This is a genomic window from Klebsiella sp. (genome assembly GCF_027492335.1).
In the GTDB taxonomy this organism is placed as follows: Bacteria; Pseudomonadota; Gammaproteobacteria; order Enterobacterales; family Enterobacteriaceae; genus Klebsiella; species Klebsiella huaxiensis.
Map to the genome: position 1 here is coordinate 21,381 of NZ_JAPUEW010000063.1, position 22,627 is coordinate 44,007.

Genomic DNA, 22,627 nt, shown 5'->3' on the forward strand with positions numbered 1-22,627 from the left:
TAAAGGCGCCGCAGCGCCTTTAAAAGATAGTCTAATCAGCAAATTACTGATATTCGCTCATCGGTACGCAAGAGCAGAACAGATTACGGTCGCCGTAAACATCGTCCAGACGCTTCACGGTCGGCCAGTATTTATTGTTCAGCCCTGCCGGGAATACCGCCAGCTCACGGGTGTAAGGGTGATTCCACTCGCTCACCAGTTCGCCCTGGGTATGCGGAGCGTTAACCAGCGGGTTGTCTTCCAGTGGCCACTCACCGGCTTTCACACGGTCAATCTCGCCGCGAATCGCCAGCATCGCATCGATAAAACGGTCCAGCTCGGCTTTGCCTTCCGATTCGGTCGGCTCAACCATCAGCGTACCTGCTACCGGGAAGGACATCGTCGGTGCGTGGAAACCAAAGTCAATCAGGCGCTTAGCGATGTCCAGCTCGCTGATGCCGGTCTCTTCTTTCAGCGGACGAATATCAAGAATGCATTCGTGCGCCACGCGACCGTCGCGTCCGGTATACAGCACCGGGAACGCGTCTTTCAAGCGGGTGGCGATGTAGTTGGCATTCAAAATCGCCATCTGGCTCGCCTGTTTCAGCCCTTCTGAGCCCATCATGCGGATATACATCCAGCTGATCGGCAGAATCGAGGCACTGCCGAATGGTGCGGCGGAAACCGCGCCCTGACGGGTCAACATACCTTCGATTTGCACCACGCTATGGCCCGGAACAAACGGCGCCAGATGTGATTTCACGCCAATCGGCCCCATACCCGGGCCGCCGCCGCCGTGCGGAATGCAGAAGGTTTTATGCAGGTTGAGATGCGATACGTCCGCGCCGATAAAGCCAGGAGAGGTAATGCCGACCTGCGCGTTCATGTTCGCGCCGTCGAGGTAAACCTGGCCGCCGAACTGATGCACGATTTCGCACACTTCGCGGATCGTCTCTTCGTAGACGCCGTGGGTGGACGGATAGGTGACCATAATGCAGGAGAGGTTGTCAGCGTGCTGCTCCGCTTTTGCCCGCAGATCTGCCAGATCGATGTTGCCATTTTTATCACAGGCCACTACGACCACCTGCATCCCCGCCATCTGCGCGGAAGCCGGGTTGGTGCCGTGGGCAGAAGCCGGGATCAAGCAGATATCGCGATGCCCTTCGTTACGGCTCTCATGGTAATGACGGATCGCCAGCAGGCCCGCGTACTCGCCCTGTGCGCCAGAGTTCGGCTGCATACAAACGCTGTCGTAACCGGTCAAGGTGACCAGCCAGTCGGCAAGCTGGGCGATCATTTGATGATAACCTTCCGCCTGCTCGATCGGGCAGAACGGGTGCAGCTCGGCAAATTCTGGCCAGGTGATCGGGATCATCTCAGCGGCAGCGTTCAGCTTCATGGTGCAGGAGCCCAGCGGGATCATCGCCTGATTCAGCGCCAGATCCTTGCGTTCCAGCGAGTGCATATAGCGCATCATCTCGGTTTCGCTGTGATAGCGATTAAATACCGGATGGGTCAGGATCGCATCGTCACGCAGCATGCTGGCCGGGATCGAGCGGCTATCGAGCGCCACGTCTTTATCAAGGGTGTCGATATCCAGACCATGATCATCGCCAACGATGGCACGGAACAGGTTCTGCAGGTCTTCGCGGGTGGTGGCTTCATCCAGCGTGATGCCGACGGCGTTGTGAATATCGCTGCGCAGGTTGATCTGCAGCGCTTGCGCCCGCGCCAGCACCGCTGCTTTATCAGCTACTTCCACACACAAGGTATCGAAGTAATGTGCGTGACGCAGCTTGAGGCCTTTTTTCTGCAGGCCATCGGCCAGAATATCGGTCAGGCGATGAATACGGCTGGCAATACGTTTCAGGCCTACCGGGCCGTGGAATACAGCGTACAGGCTGGCGATGTTAGCCAGCAACACCTGGGAAGTACAGATATTGGAGTTCGCTTTCTCGCGGCGAATATGCTGCTCACGAGTCTGCATCGCCATGCGCAACGCAATATTGCCCGCCGCATCTTTCGATACACCGATAATACGGCCCGGCATGGAGCGTTTGAATTCATCTTTTGCGGCAAAGAAGGCCGCATGCGGGCCGCCGTAGCCCATCGGTACGCCGAAGCGCTGAGCGGAGCCGAAGACAATGTCCGCGCCCTGCTTGCCCGGAGCGGTCAGCAGAACCAGCGTCATAAAATCGGCGGCGACGCTGACAATCACTTTGCGCGCTTTCAGTTCCGCGACCAGCTTGCTGTAATCATGCACTTCACCCGTGGTGCCGACCTGTTGCAGCAGTACGCCGAAGACATCCTGGTGGTCGAGGACTTTATCAGCATCATCGACAATCACGTCAAAGCCAAAGGTTTCCGCACGGGTGCGCACCACGTCCAGGGTTTGCGGATGGATATCGGCGGCAACGAAGAAGCGGTTGGCGTTTTTCAGTTTACTCACGCGTTTGGCCATCGCCATTGCTTCAGCCGCGGCGGTGGCTTCATCCAGCAACGAAGCCGAGGCGATATCCAGGCCCGTCAGGTCGAGCGTCACCTGCTGGAAGTTCAGCAGTGACTCCAGACGCCCCTGGGAAACTTCCGGCTGATAAGGCGTATAGGCGGTATACCAGCCCGGATTTTCCAGCATATTGCGCTGAATGACCGGCGGCAGCTGCACGGCGCTGTAGCCCATGCCGATGTACGACTTGAAGCGCTTGTTACGACCGGCAATCGCCTTCAGTTCCGCCAGCGCGGCGAATTCGGTAGTTGCTTCGCCCACCTGCGGCGGCGTCGCCAGCTGGATATCCTGCGGCACAATCTGGCCAATCAGGGCGTTAAGCGAATCGGCGCCAACAGTTTTCAGCATCTCCTGCTGTTGCTGTGCATCCGGGCCGATGTGACGTTCAATAAAGGCGTCACGGTTTTCAAGTTGGCCTAAAGTCTGGGTCATGAGCGATGGTTCCTGAAACGTGCGGTGAATCGTAGGTGTCTCTACTTATCTGAATACGCAAACTAATTCGCGTTGCAGGCAGGTGGCAAGCCAGTGACAAATTCGTCGGGAACGAATTTGATCAGCCGAAGGCTGGCCTCCGGTGAGAGGCAGGAGCCTCTCATTAATCCCCAAGAGCGTACATAAGTACGTAACTGGGGTGAACGACCGCAGCCAACACACCTGCAACGTGAAGAATGAAACGTATTTATTCGTCTTCTAACAGCGCTTCGTATGCAGTGGCATCCAGCAAAGCGGCAACCTGAGCTTCGTCGCTGGCTTTGATTTTGAAGATCCAGCCGTCGGTGTACGGCTCGCTGTTCACCAGCTCAGGAGAGTCATTCAGCTCTTCGTTAACGGCAACGATTTCGCCGCTAATGGGTGCATAGATATCGGAAGCCGCTTTCACAGACTCGGCAACCGCGCAGTCAGCACCTGCTTCGACGATGGCGCCCACTTCCGGAAGGTCAACGAAGACCATATCGCCAAGCAGCTCCTGTGCGTGTTCGGTGATCCCGACGGTATAGGTGCCGTCAGCTTCTTTACGCAGCCATTCGTGTTCTTTGCTGTATTTCAGTTCTGCTGGTACGTTGCTCATCAATTCATCTCCAAAAGGGGAAATCACACCACGGCTTTGCCGTTGCGTACAAAAACAGGTTTAGTCACTTTTACCGGCATTTCACGGTTGCGAATCTGCACCACGGCGGTTTCGCCGATGCCTTCCGGTACGCGTGCCAGCGCAATACTGTAGCCCAACGTTGGGGAGAAGGTGCCGCTGGTGATAATGCCTTCTTTCTGATTACCATCGGCATCGCTAAAGCGCACCGGCAAGCCGCCGCGCAGGACGCCTTTGTCTGTCATCACCAGGCCAACAAGCTGCTCAGTGCCTTTTTCACGCTGTAACTCCAGCGCTTCGCGGCCGATAAAATTACGCTCGGCAGGCTCCCAGGCAATGGTCCAGCCCATGTTCGCCGCCAGCGGAGAAACGCCTTCGTCCATCTCCTGGCCGTACAGGTTCATCCCTGCTTCCAGACGCAGCGTGTCGCGTGCGCCCAGGCCGCATGGCTTAACGCCTGCATCCAGAAGACCGCGCCAGAAATCCACCGCCTGTTCGTTCGGCAGCGCAATTTCATAACCCGCCTCGCCGGTATAGCCGGTGGTGGCGATAAACAGGTCGCCCGTCTGCACGCCAAAGAACGGCTTCATGCCTGCAACCGCCTGGCGCTGCTCATCGGTAAACAGCGTCGCTGCTTTCTCTTTCGCCTTCGGACCCTGTACGGCAATCAGTGAAAGATCGTCACGCACGGTCATTTCAAGGCCATAAGATTCAGATTGCTGAGTTATCCAGGCAAGGTCTTTTTCACGGGTGGCGGAGTTAACAACGAGGCGGAAATAATCTTCAGAAAGGAAATAGACAATCAGGTCATCGATGACGCCGCCAGAAGCGGTTAGCATCCCACTGTAGAGCGCTTTGCCCGGCGTGGTGAGCTTATTCACGTCGTTAGCCAGCAAATAACGCAGGAATTCACGGATGCGACTGCCGTGGAAATCAACGATGGTCATGTGCGACACATCGAACATTCCGGCATCGCCACGCACCGCGTGATGCTCATCAATCTGGGATCCGTAATGCAGCGGCATCATCCAGCCATGGAAATCCACCATGCGCGCGCCGCACAGCGTGTGTTGTTCAAACAACGGAGTCTGTTGAGCCATCTTTTCCTCATCGAATAAAACGGAACCAGCCACTATTTTTGGCGATTTTGCGCCGCGAAATCCGCCGTCGACATCGCTGACGGACGCCGACGCAAACGTTCTCTTCGGCCAGAACTTACCACCGATACCGGGAGTAAACCATAAGCTGAATCAGGACATCACATTAGCTTATGACCAAAATCCGCCGATGAACCTACAGAGTTATTAACTAAATAAAAGCGACAAATGCCACATAAAAACAATGTAATAAACCTTAAAGGCAGAGGGTAATGATATTTTATGCGAAATTACGTACCTAATTTCTATAACAAAAAAAAGGTAACATTAATAAAACTAATGCGAAAAAAGAGGTGAGATTAGATTATTTCAAATGAGCCGGGAGACCCGGCGCGATGGCCGGGAAAGAGAAGTGTGATGGGCTTAACGTAACCAGGCAGGAAGGTCGTTTAGTCCCATTGCCTGACGGATAAGCTGCGGCTTCACACCGGGCAGCGTGTCCGCCAGCTTAAGGCCGATATCGCGCAGCAGCTTCTTCGCCGGATTGCTGCCGGAGAACATCTCGCGAAAACCCTGCATTCCTGCCAGCATCAATGCGGCGCTATGCTTGCGGCTGCGCTCATAGCGACGCAGATACAAATGCTGACCAATATCTTTTCCCTGCGCATGCAGGCGTTTGAGCTCATCAATCAGCTCGGCGGCATCCATAAAGCCAAGATTGACGCCCTGCCCCGCCAACGGATGAATGGTGTGAGCAGCATCGCCAACCAGCGCCAGACGATGGGCGGCGAACTGACGCGCATAGCGGCCCGTCAGCGGGAAAACCTGACGTTCGCTTTCCACCGAGCACAAGCCAAGGCGGTTATCGAAAGCAATATTCAACGCCTGGTTGAAAGCGGCTTCGTCCGCCTGCTGCATCCGCTTCGCGTCTTCAGGAGACAGCGACCAGACAATAGAGCAGAGATGCGGATCGCTGAGCGGCAAGAACGCCAGAATCCCTTCGCCGTGGAACGCCTGACGCGCAATCGCTTCATGCGGCTCTGCGGTACGAATAGTGGCAACCAACGCATGATGATGATAATCCCAGTAAGTCAAAGGAATATCGGCTTTGTTGCGCAACCATGAATTGGCACCGTCAGCGCCAACCACCAGCCGGGCGGTTAACATACTGCCGTCCTGCAGGCTCAGAAAAGCCTCATTCTCGCCCCATGCGACCTGCTGCAGTTGGGCCGGGGCCAACAGAGTGACATCGGAACAGCGCTGAGCTTTCTGCCACAGGGCATGGTGCACCACGGCGTTTTCGATAATATGACCGAGGTGGCTGAACCCCATGCTCTGGTCATCAAAGCTGATATGGCCAAAACTGTCTTTGTCCCACACTTCCATACCGTGGTAGCGGCTAGCGCGCTGGGCGATAATATCCTGCCAGACATCCAGTTTGCTCAGCAGCTTCTCGCTGGCGGCGTTAATCGCCGATACCCGCAACGCCGGTGGCGCATCCATACCCAGCGGCTGAGGAGTTGCCTGTTCCAGCACCGCCACGCGCAGCCCGCTCCCCTGCAAACCGCAGGCAACCGCCAGGCCGACCATCCCACCGCCAACAATGGCGACATCAACACTTTGCACGTTTAACTCCTTAACGGGGGACCCAACCGAGGGTACGCTGCGCCAGCGCATCTCGCGCCGGGGTAAATAATTCCATCGCCATCAGGCCCAGGTTGCGCCCCGCGACCAGCGGCACCCAGCGATTGGCGAACAGATGCACCAGCCCGTCAGTCACACCAATGGTGGCAGCTTTGTCATCGGCACGCCGCGCCTGATAGCGGCTCAGAAGTGAATAATCACCCGGATCCTGACCAGCGGCCTGCGCCAGCATTTCCGCCAGGCTCATCACATCGCGCAGACCGAGATTAAAACCCTGTCCGGCAATAGGATGTAACGTTTGTGCCGCATTGCCGACCAGCGCCAGACGATGCGCAACCGTGCGGGTGGCCGAAGTCAGCGATAGCGGATAAACGCTGCGCTTTCCGGCATGGGTAATTTGGCCGAGTCGCCAGCCAAACGCTTGCTGAAGCTCATGGCAAAAACGTTCGTCAGACCAGCTCAGCACCTCTTCTTGCCGCGACTGCGGATGACACCACACCAGCGAGCAGCGCCCCTGCGACATCGGCAGCATCGCCAGCGGGCCGTATTGGGTAAAGCGTTCGAAGGCGCGGCCGTTGTGAGGCAGGGCAGTACTAACGTTGGCAATAATTGCCAACTGTTCATAGGGTTGCTGCTGCCAGCTGATGCCACAACGAGCCCCCAGAGTGGAGCGAGAGCCGTCTGCCGCCACCAGCAGTTTACCGTGGAGAACCTCGCCGCTGTCCAGGGTGAGGCTTACGCCCTCCTCGCTGCGGCTGACGTCTTCCACTTTTGCCGGGCAGTGCAACGTAATGCCCGGCGCTTTGCGCAGTTGCGCAAACAAGCGCTGGCCCACATCATGCAGCTCAACCACCTGGCCTAATGCCGCCAGGCCATACTCCTGAGCATCGAGCGTCACAAAGCCCGCATGACCGCGATCGCTGACGTGGACACGCTGAATAGGCGTAGCGCAGTCGGCAATCTCTTGCCAGATACCCACCCGAGCCAGCTGTTGGCAGGTGCCGGCGGCCAGGGCGATAGCACGGGCATCAAAGCCAGGGTGCTGCGCGGATTCCGGCGCTGTCGCTTCCACCAGATGCACCGGCAACGTGCCGCTGGTGAAGCGAGAAATGGCTAACGCCAGCGTCGCGCCGGTCATTCCGCCGCCAACGATCAGCACGCTCATAGCTCGCGCGCCGCCGCCATCAGCGCCTCAATATCATCGGCTTTTTTCACGACGCCTGCGGTGAGATTTTCATTGCCGTCTTCGGTGATAACAATGTCATCTTCGATGCGAATGCCGATACCGCGATACTGAGCCGGAACATCGGCATCCATCGCAATATAGAGTCCCGGTTCGATGGTCAGCACCATCCCCGGTTCGAGGATGCGCGAACGGTCTACGTCATAGTTGCCGACATCATGCACGTCGAGACCAAGCCAGTGGCTCAGACCATGCATAAAGAAAGGACGATGGGCGTTGTTGGCAATCAACTCGTCGATATCCCCTTTGAGGATCCCCAGACGCACCAGGCCGGTAATCATAATCCGCACGACCTGCTGGCTAACCTCGTGAATTGAGGTGCCGGGACGATAGAGCTTCAGCGAGGTTTCCAGCGATTCGAGGACGATATCGTAAATCTCGCGCTGCGCCGGGCTGAACTTGCCGTTAACCGGGAAAGTTCGGGTGATGTCGCCCGCGTAGCCGCGATATTCACAACCTGCGTCGATCAGTACCAGATCGCCGTCGCGCAGTTCACATTCGTTTTCAGTGTAGTGCAGGATGCAGCCATTTTCGCCGCCACCAACGATGGTGTTGTAGGAAGGGAAGCGCGCGCCGTGGCGGTTGAATTCGTGAAGGATTTCGCCTTCAAGGTGATACTCAAACATGCCCGGGCGACATTTTTCCATAGCGCGGGTATGGGCCAGCGCGGAAATTTCACCAGCGCGACGCATCACCTCAAGTTCTTCCGCCGACTTAAACAGGCGCATTTCATGCACCATCGGCCGCCAGTCAATCACCGAGTTCGGCGCTTGCAGATTCTGGCGCACGCCTTTGCGCAGTTTTTCCAGCGCGTTGAACACGATTTCGTCTGCGTAAGCGTATTCACCCTGTGCAAAATAAATAGCATCGAGGCCGTTAAGTATCTGGAATAACTGCTGATTGATTTCACTAAACGCCAGGGCGCGATCGACGCCGAGTTTTTCCGGCGCAGCGTCCTGACCAAGACGACGACCAAACCAAATTTCCGCCGTCAGATCGCGGACGCGGTTAAACAGTACGCTGTGATTATGCGTTTCGTCGCTTTTAATCAAGATAAGGAGCGCTTCTGGCTCGTTAAAGCCGGTGAAGTACCAAAAGTCGCTGCTTTGCCGGTAGGGATATTCCGAATCTGCACTGCGTACCGCTTCCGGTGCGGCGAAAATTAGCGCTGCGCTGCCTGGCTGCATCTGTGCCAGCAGAGCCTGGCGACGAGAGAGAAATTCCTGCTGAGTCATGACGCCCCCTGAACGATTTAATCAATAATTAGAGCCTATCCCAGCAGGCTCTTAGTGTAATGTCGGCTTTTGAACTTCCGGCGCAGTAGGCTTTTGCGAAGAGAAGGTATCGTGGCACAAAAGCGCGGCAACGCGTACGTACTCGATAATCTCTTCGAGGGACATTTCCAGCTCTTCCTGGTCTTCATCCTCGTCGTAGCCTAACTGGGCAATGTTGCGCAGATCGTCGATGGCTTCGCCGGTTTCATCTTTGACCTTATCTAACTTAGGCTGCGTCACGCCCAACCCGAGCAGAAAATGGTTCACCCAACCCGCCAGCGCATCAGCGCGATCGAAAACGCTCACCGCGTCGCCATCCGGCAAATAGAGCTGGAACAGAAAGCCGTCATCTTCCAGCGCATCGCTGGTGGCGGAATGCATGCTACGCAGCGCCTGTGCCAGCTCATGACCAAAAGCAAGACCTTCGTTGGTCAGGTCATGTACCAACGGCTGCCAGCTGCTGTCTTTATTGCCGCCGCACAGGATCCCGCTGATCAAACCGTGCATTTCGGCAGGGGTTAATCCCACCCCTTGTTGGTTCAGTAACTGGTCTACGTCGTTGTAACCAGGCATTTCGTTCTGTATAGACATGCGCATTCGTCATCGTTGGGAGGAATTCATGATATGCTACCACTTTGGACCCTGGTGAACCAGAATGGGGCTTGTATCTTCATTCCAGGGTAGCTATAGTGTCGCCCCTTCGCAGACCCGGGCAGGGCGTGAAGGCAGCGCAGTCAATCAGCAGGAAGGTGGCATGTCTGCACAACCCGTAGATCTCCAAATTTTTGGCCGTTCACTACGAGTGAATTGCCCGCCTGAACAAAGGGATGCCTTAAACCAGGCAGCTGACGACCTGAATCAGCGGTTGCAAGATTTAAAAGAACGCACTAGAGTCACAAATACTGAGCAGTTGGTTTTCATCGCCGCGTTGAACATCAGCTACGAATTGGCTCAGGAAAAAGCGAAAACCCGTGACTACGCCGCCAGCATGGAACAGCGTATTCGGATGCTTCAGCAGACCATAGAACAAGCGTTGCTTGAGCAAGGTCGCATAAGCGAAAGACCCGGGCAGAAGTTTGAATAACACTTTGCATTTAACTGTGTTAGAGTAATCGCAAGAACAAAATTTCTCTGAGATGTTTGCAAGCGGGCCAGTCCCCTGAGCCGATATTTCATACCACAAGAATGTGGCGCTCCACGGTTGGTGAGCATGCTCGGTTCGTCCGAGAAGCCTTAAGACTGTGACGACACATTCACCTTGAACCAAGGGTTCAAGGGTTACAGCCTGCGGCGGCATCTCGGAGATTCCCTTCTTTATCGTTCCATTCCCCCTGTTTCATTTTCGGCTTTTGCCACCTGGTGTATTACACTTGCTTCGTTCGTCTCCTTTGCTCTCGTAACGCTTTTCAGGCAGCCCGGTATGACTCAAATTTCAGATATCCCACTAAGCCGACAACAAATTCGCCAGCAGACTCGCCTGCGCCGACGTGCATTAACGCCAGAGCAGCAAACGCAGTTTGCGCTTCAGGCCGCGGACCGAATGATGGCCTATCCACCGGTTTTACTGGCGCATACCGTGGCAGTGTTTCTCTCATTTGATGGAGAACTGGATACACAACCGCTGATTGATCAGCTGTGGCGGGCGGGTAAGCGAGTTTATCTTCCGGTGCTCCACCCTTTCAGCCCGGGTAATCTTCTGTTTCTGCACTACCATCCGAGCAGCAACCTGGTAGTGAATCGCTTGAAAATCCGCGAGCCAAAGCTTGATGTGCGCGACGTCCTCCCCCTTAGCCAACTGGATGTTCTGATTACGCCGCTGGTGGCATTTGATGCCGTCGGGCAGCGACTGGGTATGGGCGGTGGATTTTATGATCGGACGCTGCAAAACTGGCGGCAGTATCATCTACAGCCGGTCGGCTACGCCCACGACTGCCAGCAGGTCGAAGCGTTACCAGCGGAGCCGTGGGATATCCCGCTGCCCGCAGTGGTTACGCCAGCAAAAACCTGGGTGTGGTAGAGCGTCGGCCCCATTGACATTGCTTTTTTTTTAACCTAAATTCTCAGGTAAAGGGTGAGGGAGGCGAACCTCCCTCCTGCTTCCTCTCTGTTAATATGCTGGGTAGGCGATGATTAACAGGATAAGCAACATGATGAATAGTCTCATCATCGTCCCTTTCCTTTTAGAGCCCCTGCTTCGGTAGGGGCTTTCCCGTTTCAGCCTCATGCTGCGCCCTTATCGTAATTCCCTTTCTTTCAGGCACAACGACATCTATCGGCTTTAATCACCGTTTGCGGCAAGCCTCGCAAAGAGTTTGTATGAGCGCGGGAAATTTCAGAAATGAGGGGCTCGGAAAGGAAAAAGGGCAGGTCAACAACCTGCCCACTGACAAAAATGATTAGAACAACAGACGTGCGCGAATCGTACCAGGAATAGCTTTCATTGCCTGCAGCGCCTGCTGCGCGACATCTTCTTCCGCTTCAATATCAATAACCACATAGCCCATCTGCGGGGTGGTTTGCAGATACTGAGCCGCAATGTTAATGCTCTGAGCGGCAAAAATCTGGTTGAGAGCAGTCAGTACGCCCGGACGGTTTTCATGGATGTGCAGCAGACGGCGACCGCCGTGCAGCGGCAGCGACACTTCCGGGAAGTTAACCGCAGAAAGCGTTGAACCGTTATCGGAGTACTTCGCCAGCTTGCCAGCGACTTCCAGACCGATATTTTCCTGTGCTTCCTGGGTTGATCCGCCAATGTGCGGAGTCAGGATCACGTTGTCGAATTCGCACAGCGGCGAATTGAACGGGTCGGTGTTGGTCGCCGGTTCCGTCGGGAATACGTCAATCGCTGCGCCCGCCAGGTGTTTGCTCGCCAGCACATCACACAGCGCCGGGATATCAACTACAGTACCGCGAGAGGCGTTAATCAGCAGCGCACCTGGTTTCATCAGCGCCAGTTCTTCTGCGCCAATCATGTTCTTGGTGGAGGCGTTTTCCGGCACGTGCAGGCTCACCACATCGCTCATATTCAACAGATCAGAGAGATGCTGAACCTGAGTGGCATTACCTAATGGCAGTTTGCTTTCAATATCATAGAAATAAACGTGCATTCCCAGCGATTCTGCCAGAATACCCAACTGGGTACCGATATGGCCATAGCCGATAATACCCAGTTTTTTGCCGCGCGCTTCAAAGCTGCCGACAGCCAACTTGTTCCAGACACCGCGGTGCGCTTTGGCGTTTGCCGCCGGTACGCCACGCAGCATCAGCAGCAGTTCGCCGATCACCAGTTCAGCAACAGAGCGGGTATTTGAGAACGGCGCGTTAAACACCGGAATACCGCGTTTTGCCGCCGCATTCAAATCAACCTGATTGGTACCGATACAGAAACAACCGACCGCAACCAGCTTTTCCGCCGCCGCGAAGATCTCTTCAGTCAGGTGAGTACGGGAACGCAGGCCGATAAAATGGGCATCACGGATCGACGCTTTCAGCTCTTCGCTGTCCAGCGCGCCTTTGTGAAATTCGATGTTGGTGTAGCCTGCTGCGCGGAGGTTATCCACCGCTTTTTGATGCACACCTTCAACCAGTAGAAATTTAATCTTGTCTTTTTCCAGTGATACCTTAGCCATTTCCCCGTCCTGTTTTTGTCTTATCTGATGTCGTGCGGAACGAAAGTTCTTCTCAGCAACATATCAAAAAAAACTATTGCGGCAATATGAACGTTTGCGTCGACGACCTGAAGAAATATCACACAGAGGGAAATGACAGGACAAAACACCAGAAAGTAAAAGAAAGGTAGATTGTTAATGACACCAGCCGCATAAATGTGACAGAAGTCACCAAAATCGTCCTGACAAAAAAATATTTACGAGGGAGCCATTCACTCCCCCTGATCAGACTATTTAGTGATAGTTTTTACACCATCGGCGGTTCCGATCAACGCCACGTCAGCGCCACGATTGGCGAACAAACCAACGGTAACGACGCCTGGAATGCCGTTAATCGCATTTTCCAGCGCGATAGCATCCAGAATCTCCAGGCCAAATACATCGAGGATCACGTTGCCGTTATCAGTCACCACGCCCTGACGATATTCAGGACGACCACCAAGCTTAACCAGTTCACGCGCGACGGCACTACGCGCCATCGGAATCACTTCAACCGGCAGCGGGAATTTGCCCAAAATATCGACCTGTTTAGACGCATCAGCGATACAAATAAACTTATCCGCAACCGAGGCGATAATCTTCTCACGCGTCAGCGCTGCGCCACCACCTTTGATCATCTGCATATGGCCGTTGATTTCATCAGCACCGTCAACGTAAACGCCAAGACTATCCACTTCGTTGAGATCAAACACATGAATGCCGAGGCCTTTCAGTTTTTCAGTCGAAGCATCAGAGCTGGAAACCGCGCCTTCAATCTGCCCTTTCATGGTGCCCAGCGCATCAATAAAATGCGCCGCCGTGGAGCCAGTGCCGACTCCAACAATGGTGCCAGGTTGTACATACTGCAATGCCGCCCAGCCTACCGCTTTTTTCAGTTCATCTTGCGTCATGATTATGGTCCGAGATGTGAATTCCTGTGGCGCATTATAGAACATCAAAGGTGCCATTGTCCCTGCGACGGGGATCACACAACTGAGTAGATCATTTTTCGTCTTCATCAAAAACAAATTTATGTCATAGTGCAAGTTAACGAAAAGTACTAGGGGTACGCCAGATCAATGAAACGACCGGACTACAGAACACTACAAGCGCTGGACGCGGTAATCAGGGAACGAGGGTTTGAGCGCGCCGCTCAGAAGCTTTGTATTACACAGTCCGCCGTCTCCCAGCGTATCAAACAGCTGGAAAATATGTTTGGGCAGCCTCTGCTGGTGCGTACCGTCCCGCCGCGTCCGACCGAACAAGGGCAAAAGCTATTGGCCCTGCTGCGCCAGGTTGAGCTGCTGGAAGAAGAGTGGTTGGGCGATGAGCAGACCGGTGCTACGCCGCTGCTGCTGTCATTGGCGGTCAACGCCGACAGCCTGGCGACCTGGCTGCTGCCCGCGCTTTCCAGCGTACTTTCCGACTCGCCTATTCGTCTGAATCTGCAGGTCGAAGATGAAACCCGGACTCAGGAACGCCTGCGCCGTGGCGAAGTGGTTGGTGCGGTCAGTATCCAGCCGCAGGCGCTGCCAAGCTGTCTGGTCGATCAACTCGGGGCTCTGGACTACCTGTTCGTCGCCTCCAAAGAATTTGCACAACGCTATTTCCCTAACGGCGTGACCCGCTCGGCGCTGCTCAAAGCCCCGGTAGTCGCATTCGATCATCTTGATGATATGCATCAGGCCTTTTTGCAACAGAACTTCGACTTACCACCTGGTAGCGTACCCTGCCATATCGTTAACTCCTCTGAGGCCTTTGTGCAACTGGCCCGTCAGGGGACGACCTGCTGTATGATCCCGCACTTGCAGATTGAGAAAGAGCTGAACAGCGGCGAGCTTATTAACCTCACCCCTGGCCTGTTCCAGCGCCGGATGCTCTACTGGCACCGTTTCGCGCCAGAAAGCCGCATGATGCGCCGGGTCACCGATGCGCTGATCGCTTACGGCCACAAAGTGTTAAGGCAAGATTAAGCCTCGCCAGCAGGTCGGATCCATCCGGCCTGCTTGACCCACCATCCCTACACCACGTCTTTGAAATACATCACAAAATAAAATATTCCATGCGGCAAAAAACGACGCATTGATGGCTATTTTTTGCTGGCGACAAGGATCGTTAAAAAGCTCACCGTATTCGCAATACCTTATTTTAATTGTGGAATACGGAGCACAAAATGTCAGACTTGCAGGAGTGGCGGACACTCGCCAATAAGGAACTGAGTCGGCGGGAAAAAACCGTTGAGTCTTTGGTAAAACAGACGGCAGAAGGGATTGCCATCAAACCACTGTATACCGAAGCCGACCTCGATAATCTGGAGGTCACTGGCACGCTTCCCGGCCTGGCACCTTACGTTCGCGGCCCGCGGGCCACCATGTATACCGCCCAGCCATGGACCATCCGCCAGTACGCCGGTTTCTCCACCGCCAAAGAGTCCAACGCCTTTTACCGCCGCAACCTCGCCGCCGGGCAAAAAGGGCTTTCCGTCGCTTTCGATCTCGCCACCCATCGCGGTTACGACTCCGATAACCCGCGTGTGGCGGGCGACGTTGGTAAAGCGGGCGTCGCCATCGATACCGTCGAAGACATGAAGGTGCTGTTCGACCAGATCCCGCTGGATAAGATGTCCGTATCGATGACCATGAACGGTGCAGTGCTGCCGGTGCTGGCGTTTTACGTCGTGGCGGCGCAGGAGCAGGGCGTGGCGCCGGAACTGCTTACCGGGACGATCCAGAACGATATTCTGAAAGAGTACCTGTGCCGCAACACCTATATTTACCCGCCGAAGCCGTCGATGCGCATTATCGCCGACATCATCGCCTGGTGTTCAGACAACATGCCGCGCTTTAACACCATCAGCATCAGCGGCTATCACATGGGCGAAGCGGGCGCTAACTGCGTACAACAGGTGGCGTTCACCCTCGCCGACGGCATCGAGTACATCAGGGCCGCACTCTCCGCCGGGCTGAAAATCGACGATTTCGCCCCGCGCCTGTCGTTCTTCTTCGGCATCGGCATGGATCTGTTTATGAACGTCGCCATGCTGCGCGCCGCACGCTATCTGTGGAGCGAGGCGGTCAGCGGTTTTGGCGCGACCAATCCAAAGTCGCTGGCGCTGCGCACCCACTGCCAGACCTCTGGCTGGAGCCTAACCGAGCAGGATCCGTACAATAACGTGATCCGCACCACCATCGAAGCACTCGGCGCTACGCTTGGTGGCACCCAGTCGCTGCACACCAACGCCTTCGACGAGGCGCTCGGTTTGCCCACCGACTTTTCCGCCCGCATCGCACGCAATACGCAGATCATCATTCAGGAGGAGTCGGAGATCTGCCGCACCGTCGATCCGCTGGCCGGTTCTTACTACGTGGAGTCGCTGACCGATAACATCGTCAAGCAGGCGCGGGCGATTATCCGCCAGATCGACGAAGCGGGCGGCATGGCAAAGGCCATCGAAGCGGGCCTGCCGAAGCGGATGATCGAAGAAGCGTCCGCCCGCGAGCAGTCGCTGATCGACCAGGGCAAGCGCGTTATCGTCGGCGTCAACAAGTACAAACTGGAGAAAGAGGACGAAACGGCGGTACTGGAGATCGACAACGTTAAAGTGCGCAACGAGCAAATCGCCTCGCTGGAACGCATTCGCGCCACCCGTGACGATACGGCAGTAAAATCCGCGCTGAGCGCCCTCACCCACGCCGCACAGCATAATGAAAACCTGCTCGCCGCCGCCGTTAACGCCGCCCGCGTTCGCGCCACGCTCGGTGAGATTTCCGACGCGCTGGAAGCCGCGTTTGACCGTTATCTGGTGCCCAGCCAGTGCGTCACCGGAGTCATTGCGCAAAGCTACCACCAGTCGGATAAATCCGCCGGCGAGTTTGACGCTACTGTTGCGCAAACTGACCAGTTCCTGGCAGAGAACGGCCGCCGTCCGCGTATTCTAATCGCCAAGATGGGCCAGGACGGCCACGATCGCGGGGCCAAAGTGATCGCCAGCGCCTATTCCGATCTCGGCTTCGATGTCGATCTCAGCCCGATGTTCTCCACGCCCGATGAGATCGCCCGTCTGGCGGTAGAAAACGACGTGCACGTGGTTGGCGCGTCGTCACTGGCGGCGGGCCACAAAACGTTGATTCCTGAACTGGTTGCCGCACTGAAAAAATGGGGTCGTGATGATATCTGCGTCATCGCCGGCGGCGTGATCCCGCCGCAGGATTACGCCTTCCTGCATGAGCATGGCGTAGCGGCCATTTACGGCCCCGGCACGCCGATGCTGGAGAGCGTGCGCGACGTGTTGACGCGGATTAGCCAGCATCATGATTAACGAATCCACCCTTGCTGATGCCATCCGTCGACTGCTGCTGGGGGAGCGCGCCACGCTCGCCCAGGCCATGACGCTGGTAGAAAGCCAACATTCTCGGCATCAGGCGCTGAGTACGCAACTGCTGGACGCCATTATGCCGTTCACCGGTAACGCCCTGCGTTTGGGCATCACCGGTACGCCGGGAGCCGGAAAAAGCACCTTTCTGGAAACCTTTGGCATGTTGCTAATCCGTGAGGGGTTAAAGGTGGCGGTAATTGCCGTTGACCCCAGCAGTCCGGTTAGCGGCGGCAGCATTCTCGGCGATAAAACCCGGATGGTCGAGCTATCGCGCTCAGACAGCGCGTTTATTCGGCCGGTTCCCTCCGGCGGGCACCTTGGCGGCACAAGCCAGCGCGCTCGGGAATTAATGCTGCTGTGCGAAGCAGCGGGTTACGACGTGGTGATCGTCGAAACCGTCGGCGTTGGGCAGTCAGAAACAGAGATCTCCCGCCTGGTGGACTGCTTTATCTCACTGCAAATCGCCGGTGGCGGCGACGACCTCCAGGGTATCAAAAAAGGCATCATGGAGATGGCGGATCTGGTGGTCATTAACAAAGATGACGGTGATAACCGCGCCAGCGTCGCCATCGCCCGCCATATGTACGAATCCGCGCTACATATATTGCGTCGAAAATACGCTGAGTGGCAGCCGCGCGTTCTGAGCTGTAGCGCGCTGGAAAAACGCGGTTTAGAAGAAATCTGGCTCGCCATCCTTGACTTCAGAACGGCACTGACCGCCAGCGGAAGTCTGGAAAAACTGCGTCAGCAGCAGGCGGTGGAGTGGCTGCAAAAGCAGACCGAAACGGAAGCGCTGCACCAGCTCTTTGCCCGTACCGACTTCGAGCACTACTTCCAGCAGACGCTACAAGCCGTCAAAAATAACAGCCTCTCGCCGCGTACCGGACTGCGGCAGATCAGCGAATTTCTCCAGAATCATTACTTTTAATGCAAGGATATTTATGTCTTATCAATATGTTAATGTTGAAATCATCCAGAAAGTTGCGGTCATTGAGTTCAACTACACCCGCAAGCTCAATGCCCTGAGCAAGGTGTTTATCGACGATCTGATGCAGGCGCTAAGCGATCTCAACAAGCCGGAAATTCGCTGCGTGATTTTACGAGCCCCGAGCGGAGCGAAAGTCTTCTCCGCTGGTCATGACATCCACGAATTACCCAGTGGACGCCGCGATCCGCTCTCTTATGACGATCCGCTACGCCAAATCACCCGCATGATCCAAAAGTATCCGAAGCCGGTGATCTCAATGGTTGAAGGCAGCGTCTGGGGCGGTGCGTTTGAGATGATCATGAGTTCCGATCTGATTATTTCTGCCAGCACCTCAACCTTCTCAATGACCCCGGTCAACCTCGGCGTACCGTACAACCTGGTCGGCATCCACAACCTTACCCGCGACGCAGGTTTCCATATCGTTAAAGAACTAATTTTCACCGCCCTGCCGATTACCGCCCAGCGCGCGCTGGCGGTCGGCATTCTCAACCACGTCGTGGAGGTTGAAGAGCTGGAAGATTTCACCCTCCAGATGGCGCACCACATCTCGGAAAAAGCGCCACTGGCGATTGCGGTAATAAAGGAGGAGCTGCGCGTGCTTGGCGAAGCGCACACCATGAATTCCGACGAATTCGAACGAATTCAGGGGATGCGTCGCGCCGTTTACGACAGTGAGGATTATCAGGAAGGTATGAGCGCGTTTATAGAAAAACGTAAACCTAATTTTGTCGGCCATTAAGGAGAGCAAAATGAAACGGATGAGCGCCGATGAAGCGGCGGAGATTATCCAGCACGACCAGATGGTTGCGTTCAGCGGGTTCACGCCCGCCGGTTCGCCCAAGGCCCTGCCTGCTGCCATTGCCCGCCGCGCCAGCGAACTGCATCAGGCGCAACAGCCTTTTCAGATTCGTTTGCTAACCGGGGCGTCAATTAGTGCAGTGGCGGATGATGCCCTATCAGAAGCCGACGCCGTCTCGTGGCGCGCACCGTATCAGACCGCCTCAGGCCTGCGGCAAAAAATCAATCAGGGGAGAGTGAAATTTGTCGACCTGCACCTGAGCGAAGTGGCGCAGATGGTCAACTACGGCTTCTTTGGCGATATTGACGTTGCGGTGATCGAGGCTTCAGCCATTGCGCCGGATGGGCGAGTCTGGCTCTCCAGCGGGATCGGCAATGCACCAACCTGGCTGCTGCGGGCAAAAAAAGTGATCATTGAGCTTAATCACTACCACAGCCCGCGGGTTGCTGAGTTGGCTGATATCGTGATCCCCGGCGCGCCGCCGCGTCGCAATAGCGTCTCTATTTTTCACACCATGGATCGCGTAGGCAGCCAGTACGTACAGGTCGATCCGAAAAAGATTGTCGCGGTAGTGGAGACCGATCTGCCCGATGCCGGTAACGCACTGGAGAAGATCAACCCTTTCTGCCAGCAAATCGCCGACAATGTAGTGACATTTTTGCTCAATGAGATGGCGCAGGGACGGATCCCGTCTGAGTTTCTACCGCTGCAAAGCGGAGTTGGCAATATCAACAACGCGGTGATGGCGCGGCTTGGCGAAAACCCGGATATTCCGCCGTTTACGATGTATTCAGAGGTTTTGCAGGAGTCGGTGGTACATCTGCTGGAAAGCGGAAAAATCACCGGGGCCAGCGCCTCCAGCCTGACGGTCTCCGCCGATTCGCTGCATAAGATTTACGACAATATGGACTTCTTCTCCAGCCGCATCATACTGCGCCCGCAGGAGATCTCCAATAATCCGGAGATCATTCGCCGTTTGGGGGTTATCGCCCTGAACGTCGGGCTGGAGTTTGATATCTACGGTCACGCCAACTCCACCCACGTGGCCGGGGTGAATCTGATGAACGGCATCGGCGGCAGCGGCGATTTCGAGCGCAACGCGTATCTCTCCATTTTCATGGCACCGTCAATTGCCAGAGACGGGAAAATCTCGACGATTGTGCCGATGTGCAGCCATGTTGATCACAGCGAGCACAGTGTGAAAGTCATCATCACCGAGCAAGGGATCGCCGATCTGCGTGGGCTATCGCCGCTACAGCGGGCGCACACGATTATCGAAAATTGCGCGCATCCGCTCTATCGAAACTACCTGCATCGCTATCTGGAAAATGCGCCCGGCGGGCATATCCATCACGACCTCCGCCACGCATTCGATCTGCACCGTAACTTAATCGAATACGGCTCGATGCTCGGCTAATTCGCCGTGCCGTCGCGATCTTCAGTAATGTGCTGAAGCATTGCGGCGGTATAGCGATGGTTTTTCAGCGAGTAGAGATACTCCTGCATATACATTGGGCTACCGGGCGCGTCGAAGTACTTCAGCTTCGCCGGGTTCACCAGACGCCAGGCAAAATGCGGGATCACCGTCAGAAACTGTCCGCGCTCCACGGCGCTGATCTTGACCATAAAGCTGTAAGGCCGATAGATGACCGTGGGATTAATTCCGCATGGGCGCATATAAGCATCCAGCATCGCCTCAAAATTCGCTCGGTTCTGGAAGCGCATTTGCAACCAGGGTAGCTCACGCAAAAGCTCTTGCGGTGGCTTATCTTCGTAACGACGGGAAACAAGAAACCCCAGCCGCAAAGGTGCAAGCTCGGTGATGGTCAGATTTTCTAGCTCCTGAACGCGAGCGGAAACGTGCTGTGGCGAGATAATAAAATCGAGCTGATGGTCAAACAGATTATCAATCACCCCATTTTCGCTGAACTCCACCGCCTGCGCGGTGACGCCGTCGTATTTGTCGCCGAGGCTTATCAGCTGATCAAAAATAATGGTGGGATACGTGTTGTCGATACCGATGACAATATTGCGCGAACGGTGCGTCGAGTGATGGATTTCGTTATCAATTGCCGATAAGCGCTGATAAATCGGAAACAGCTTCTGATAAAGCTCCTGCCCCGCTTTGTTCAGACTGATACTGTTATCTTTGCGGGTAAACAGCGTATAGCCAATTTGATCCTCAAGCGCAGCGATGCTTTTGCCAAACGGGGAGGCGGTCATGTGTATTTTTTCCGCCGCTCTGGCGATGTTATTGGTCTGCGCCAGCAGGATAAAATTACGCATTTTTTTCGAAATAAAGATATCCATGTTTACCTCGTAAAAGGACAGGGATATATCCTCACTTCATCAGGAGAAAAGACTTTTGCCGTGCTCTCATTTTTACAGATGGTCACAGAAAAAACCCGGCACGAATGCCGGGTAACGGAATTACTGTGCCGCTTTTGGCTCTTCAGCGGGTTTCGCTGGCGCAGCGGGTGCTGGCGTAGACTGGGTCGGTTGCAGTTCAAACACCACATCAACCTGGTCATCAAACTGAATGGTCGCCTGCTCGTAGGTTTCCTGAGCAGAAACCGGTGCGGCATCGGCTTTCATCATCCGCACCATCGGGCTTGGCTGATAGTTGGAGACATGATAACGCACGCTATAAACCGGCCCCAGTTTACCATGGAAGCCTGTCGCCAGCTCTTGCGCCTGATGAATGGCATCATCAATCGCCGCTTTACGCGCTTTGTCTTTGTAAGCATCCGGCTGCGCAACGCCCAACGACACGGAGCGAATTTCATTCAGACCGGCTTTTAACGCCCCATCCAACAGGCCGTTCAGCTTATCTAACTGACGCAGCGTGACCTCAACGGTACGCACTGCGCGGTAGCCCTTGAGAATGCTTTTGCCATTCTGATAATCATAATCAGGCTGGGTGCGCAGGTTGGCCGAGTTAATATCTTTTTTTCCAATGCCGCTCTTTTCCAGGAAGGAAAGATACTGAGCCACGCGCTCATCGGCCTGTTTCTTTGCCGATGCCGCGTCTTTCGCGGAAACGTTGACTTCAATCGCCAGAGTTGCGATATCAGGAACCGCAGCGACGCTGGCGGTGCCTGAAGTGACAATATGTGGGCCGTTTGGCAATTCATTTGCCTGAACTGCCATTACGCTAAATCCGAGTGCCGCCGCCAGGGCCATGACTTTTAACTTCACTGTCGTATCTCCATCTTACATTGGTCGTCCATACACAGACGCATGCCTGCAAGCTTAGCGCGTACACGCGGAAAGTCCATCGGACAAGACTTAGTTAAGCAGCATCTGCACATGCACCAGGCCGTCTTTCGCCAGCTGTAGCGCAATCACCCACATCACCAAGCCGACCAGCACATTGATAATGCGCTGTGCCTTTGCCGTGCGCAAACGCGGGGCCAGCCAGGCGGCCAGCAGAGCCAGACCAAAAAACCATAAAAATGAAGCGCTGATGGTACCTAACGCGAACCAGCGCTTTGGCTCCATTGCTAACTGTCCGCCCAGGCTGCCGAGCACCACGAAAGTATCAAGATAAACGTGCGGGTTGAGCCAGGTCACCGCCAGCATCGTGACGATGATTTTCCAGCGTCCCTGCTTCATGACTTCCGCACTGGCCAGCTCCAGATTGCTGCTAAAAGCCGTTCTCAACGCGCCGAAACCGTACCACAATAAAAAGGCCACGCCGCCCCAGGTTACCAACGCTAACAGCCACGGAGACTGCATCAACAGCGCGCTGCCACCAAATATACCGGCGCAGATCAGCAGCAGATCGCTGATAGCGCATAGCAGCGCAATCATCAGATGGTACTGGCGGCGAATGCCCTGATTCATCACAAACGCATTTTGGGGTCCGAGAGGCAAAATCATTGCCGCTCCCAGGACAAGCCCCTGAAAGTAATAAGATAACATGTTGAATATTTCCGCTAAGGTCGTTAATGCGGCTGACTATAGCGCGATATCATTATTAGCGGAA

The 22,627-nt window shown here is 55.2% G+C and carries 19 protein-coding genes and 1 other RNA gene; 8 read left to right on the forward strand and 12 right to left on the reverse strand.

Translation table 11 applies throughout. The annotated features are described in order from the left end of the window. Nucleotides 1–43: 43 nt before the first annotated feature. From gcvP to QVF11_RS18830, 7 genes are all read right to left on the reverse strand, one after another. A complete protein-coding gene (gene gcvP / locus QVF11_RS18800) occupies nucleotides 44–2,917 on the reverse strand; it encodes an aminomethyl-transferring glycine dehydrogenase (RefSeq protein ID WP_142512820.1) in 2,874 nt (957 codons plus the stop codon). Between the two features lie 247 nt (nucleotides 2,918–3,164). Continuing rightward, nucleotides 3,165–3,554 carry a glycine cleavage system protein GcvH gene (gene gcvH / locus QVF11_RS18805; protein ID WP_110276721.1) on the reverse strand — a complete coding sequence of 130 codons (390 nt, stop codon included), beginning with the start codon at nucleotides 3,552–3,554 and terminating at the stop codon, nucleotides 3,165–3,167. Nucleotides 3,555–3,577: 23 nt separating this feature from the next. Then, a complete protein-coding gene (gcvT, locus tag QVF11_RS18810; RefSeq protein WP_142512821.1) occupies nucleotides 3,578–4,672 on the reverse strand; it encodes a glycine cleavage system aminomethyltransferase GcvT in 1,095 nt (364 codons plus the stop codon). Between the two features lie 420 nt (nucleotides 4,673–5,092). Further along, a complete protein-coding gene (gene ubiI / locus QVF11_RS18815) occupies nucleotides 5,093–6,295 on the reverse strand; it encodes an FAD-dependent 2-octaprenylphenol hydroxylase (RefSeq protein WP_112216544.1) in 1,203 nt (400 codons plus the stop codon). Between the two features lie 10 nt (nucleotides 6,296–6,305). Further along, on the reverse strand, nucleotides 6,306–7,478 hold the full coding sequence (gene ubiH, locus QVF11_RS18820; protein ID WP_287858677.1) for a 2-octaprenyl-6-methoxyphenyl hydroxylase: 1,173 nt from the start codon (nucleotides 7,476–7,478) through the stop codon (nucleotides 6,306–6,308). Beyond that, nucleotides 7,475–8,791: a Xaa-Pro aminopeptidase gene (pepP, locus tag QVF11_RS18825; protein ID WP_287858678.1), complete on the reverse strand. Its 1,317-nt coding sequence runs from the start codon at nucleotides 8,789–8,791 to the stop codon at nucleotides 7,475–7,477. The genes ubiH and pepP overlap by 4 nt, the downstream gene beginning before the upstream one ends. 51 nt (nucleotides 8,792–8,842) lie before the next feature. Beyond that, on the reverse strand, nucleotides 8,843–9,421 hold the full coding sequence (locus QVF11_RS18830; protein ID WP_130624346.1) for a YecA/YgfB family protein: 579 nt from the start codon (nucleotides 9,419–9,421) through the stop codon (nucleotides 8,843–8,845). Between the two features lie 163 nt (nucleotides 9,422–9,584). On the opposite strand from QVF11_RS18830, the gene zapA reads away from it, so the two are divergent. The 3 genes from zapA to QVF11_RS18845 all read left to right on the forward strand — a co-directional run bounded on the left by zapA (nucleotide 9,585) and on the right by QVF11_RS18845 (nucleotide 10,847). Then, the gene (zapA, locus tag QVF11_RS18835) at nucleotides 9,585–9,914 is read left to right on the forward strand and encodes a cell division protein ZapA (RefSeq protein WP_110276727.1); all 330 of its coding nucleotides are present in this window, start codon (nucleotides 9,585–9,587) and stop codon (nucleotides 9,912–9,914) included. A 41-nt stretch (nucleotides 9,915–9,955) separates the two neighbouring features. Next, nucleotides 9,956–10,139: non-coding RNA, 6S RNA (gene ssrS / locus QVF11_RS18840), on the forward strand. 111 nt (nucleotides 10,140–10,250) lie between these two features. After that, entirely contained in the window at nucleotides 10,251–10,847 is a 597-nt protein-coding gene (locus QVF11_RS18845) for a 5-formyltetrahydrofolate cyclo-ligase (RefSeq protein WP_112216548.1), read from the forward strand. 379 nt (nucleotides 10,848–11,226) lie between these two features. Here the strand turns inward: QVF11_RS18845 and serA are convergent, their stop codons facing one another. Both serA and rpiA read right to left on the reverse strand, forming a co-directional pair. Beyond that, entirely contained in the window at nucleotides 11,227–12,459 is a 1,233-nt protein-coding gene (serA, locus tag QVF11_RS18850; protein WP_112216549.1) for a phosphoglycerate dehydrogenase, read from the reverse strand. A gap of 269 nt (nucleotides 12,460–12,728) precedes the next feature. Beyond that, on the reverse strand, nucleotides 12,729–13,388 hold the full coding sequence (gene rpiA, locus QVF11_RS18855; protein ID WP_110276730.1) for a ribose-5-phosphate isomerase RpiA: 660 nt from the start codon (nucleotides 13,386–13,388) through the stop codon (nucleotides 12,729–12,731). Between the two features lie 168 nt (nucleotides 13,389–13,556). Between rpiA and argP the strand changes: the two genes are divergently transcribed. The 5 genes from argP to QVF11_RS18880 all read left to right on the forward strand — a co-directional run bounded on the left by argP (nucleotide 13,557) and on the right by QVF11_RS18880 (nucleotide 20,056). Beyond that, nucleotides 13,557–14,450 (forward strand): DNA-binding transcriptional regulator ArgP, encoded by an 894-nt coding sequence (argP, locus tag QVF11_RS18860; protein WP_110276731.1) that lies wholly within the window; start codon nucleotides 13,557–13,559, stop codon nucleotides 14,448–14,450. A gap of 200 nt (nucleotides 14,451–14,650) precedes the next feature. Beyond that, on the forward strand, nucleotides 14,651–16,795 hold the full coding sequence (gene scpA, locus QVF11_RS18865; protein WP_287858681.1) for a methylmalonyl-CoA mutase: 2,145 nt from the start codon (nucleotides 14,651–14,653) through the stop codon (nucleotides 16,793–16,795). After that, nucleotides 16,788–17,780 carry a methylmalonyl Co-A mutase-associated GTPase MeaB gene (gene meaB / locus QVF11_RS18870; protein WP_287858683.1) on the forward strand — a complete coding sequence of 331 codons (993 nt, stop codon included), beginning with the start codon at nucleotides 16,788–16,790 and terminating at the stop codon, nucleotides 17,778–17,780. The genes scpA and meaB overlap by 8 nt, the downstream gene beginning before the upstream one ends. A gap of 13 nt (nucleotides 17,781–17,793) precedes the next feature. After that, entirely contained in the window at nucleotides 17,794–18,579 is a 786-nt protein-coding gene (gene scpB / locus QVF11_RS18875; protein WP_287858685.1) for a methylmalonyl-CoA decarboxylase, read from the forward strand. A 10-nt stretch (nucleotides 18,580–18,589) separates the two neighbouring features. Then, nucleotides 18,590–20,056 carry an acetyl-CoA hydrolase/transferase family protein gene (locus QVF11_RS18880; RefSeq protein ID WP_142512827.1) on the forward strand — a complete coding sequence of 489 codons (1,467 nt, stop codon included), beginning with the start codon at nucleotides 18,590–18,592 and terminating at the stop codon, nucleotides 20,054–20,056. On the opposite strand, the gene srsR is transcribed toward QVF11_RS18880, so the two are convergent. The 3 genes from srsR to argO form a co-directional block, all read right to left on the reverse strand. Continuing rightward, on the reverse strand, nucleotides 20,053–20,949 hold the full coding sequence (srsR, locus tag QVF11_RS18885) for a LysR family transcriptional regulator SrsR (protein ID WP_287858686.1): 897 nt from the start codon (nucleotides 20,947–20,949) through the stop codon (nucleotides 20,053–20,055). The genes QVF11_RS18880 and srsR overlap by 4 nt on opposite strands. A gap of 120 nt (nucleotides 20,950–21,069) precedes the next feature. Further along, nucleotides 21,070–21,837 carry an oxidative stress defense protein gene (locus QVF11_RS18890; RefSeq protein WP_142512829.1) on the reverse strand — a complete coding sequence of 256 codons (768 nt, stop codon included), beginning with the start codon at nucleotides 21,835–21,837 and terminating at the stop codon, nucleotides 21,070–21,072. Between the two features lie 90 nt (nucleotides 21,838–21,927). Continuing rightward, complete coding sequence (argO, locus tag QVF11_RS18895; RefSeq protein ID WP_287858689.1) at nucleotides 21,928–22,563, reverse strand: arginine exporter ArgO; 636 nt, start codon at nucleotides 22,561–22,563, stop codon at nucleotides 21,928–21,930. Nucleotides 22,564–22,627: the final 64 nt, after the last annotated feature.

Excerpts from the sequence above, each read along its gene's own strand:
- gcvP (WP_142512820.1), bottom strand. The coding sequence starts at position 2,917 with ATGACCCAGACTTTAGGCCAACTTGAAAACCGTGACGCCTTTATTGAA.
- gcvH (WP_110276721.1), bottom strand. The coding sequence starts at position 3,554 with ATGAGCAACGTACCAGCAGAACTGAAATACAGCAAAGAACACGAATGG.
- gcvT (WP_142512821.1), bottom strand. The coding sequence starts at position 4,672 with ATGGCTCAACAGACTCCGTTGTTTGAACAACACACGCTGTGCGGCGCG.
- ubiH (WP_287858677.1), bottom strand. The coding sequence starts at position 7,478 with ATGAGCGTGCTGATCGTTGGCGGCGGAATGACCGGCGCGACGCTGGCG.
- pepP (WP_287858678.1), bottom strand. The coding sequence starts at position 8,791 with ATGACTCAGCAGGAATTTCTCTCTCGTCGCCAGGCTCTGCTGGCACAG.
- QVF11_RS18830 (WP_130624346.1), bottom strand. The coding sequence starts at position 9,421 with ATGTCTATACAGAACGAAATGCCTGGTTACAACGACGTAGACCAGTTA.
- zapA (WP_110276727.1), top strand. The coding sequence starts at position 9,585 with ATGTCTGCACAACCCGTAGATCTCCAAATTTTTGGCCGTTCACTACGA.
- QVF11_RS18845 (WP_112216548.1), top strand. The coding sequence starts at position 10,251 with ATGACTCAAATTTCAGATATCCCACTAAGCCGACAACAAATTCGCCAG.
- serA (WP_112216549.1), bottom strand. The coding sequence starts at position 12,459 with ATGGCTAAGGTATCACTGGAAAAAGACAAGATTAAATTTCTACTGGTT.
- rpiA (WP_110276730.1), bottom strand. The coding sequence starts at position 13,388 with ATGACGCAAGATGAACTGAAAAAAGCGGTAGGCTGGGCGGCATTGCAG.
- argP (WP_110276731.1), top strand. The coding sequence starts at position 13,557 with ATGAAACGACCGGACTACAGAACACTACAAGCGCTGGACGCGGTAATC.
- scpA (WP_287858681.1), top strand. The coding sequence starts at position 14,651 with ATGTCAGACTTGCAGGAGTGGCGGACACTCGCCAATAAGGAACTGAGT.
- meaB (WP_287858683.1), top strand. The coding sequence starts at position 16,788 with ATGATTAACGAATCCACCCTTGCTGATGCCATCCGTCGACTGCTGCTG.
- scpB (WP_287858685.1), top strand. The coding sequence starts at position 17,794 with ATGTCTTATCAATATGTTAATGTTGAAATCATCCAGAAAGTTGCGGTC.
- QVF11_RS18880 (WP_142512827.1), top strand. The coding sequence starts at position 18,590 with ATGAAACGGATGAGCGCCGATGAAGCGGCGGAGATTATCCAGCACGAC.
- srsR (WP_287858686.1), bottom strand. The coding sequence starts at position 20,949 with ATGGATATCTTTATTTCGAAAAAAATGCGTAATTTTATCCTGCTGGCG.
- argO (WP_287858689.1), bottom strand. The coding sequence starts at position 22,563 with ATGTTATCTTATTACTTTCAGGGGCTTGTCCTGGGAGCGGCAATGATT.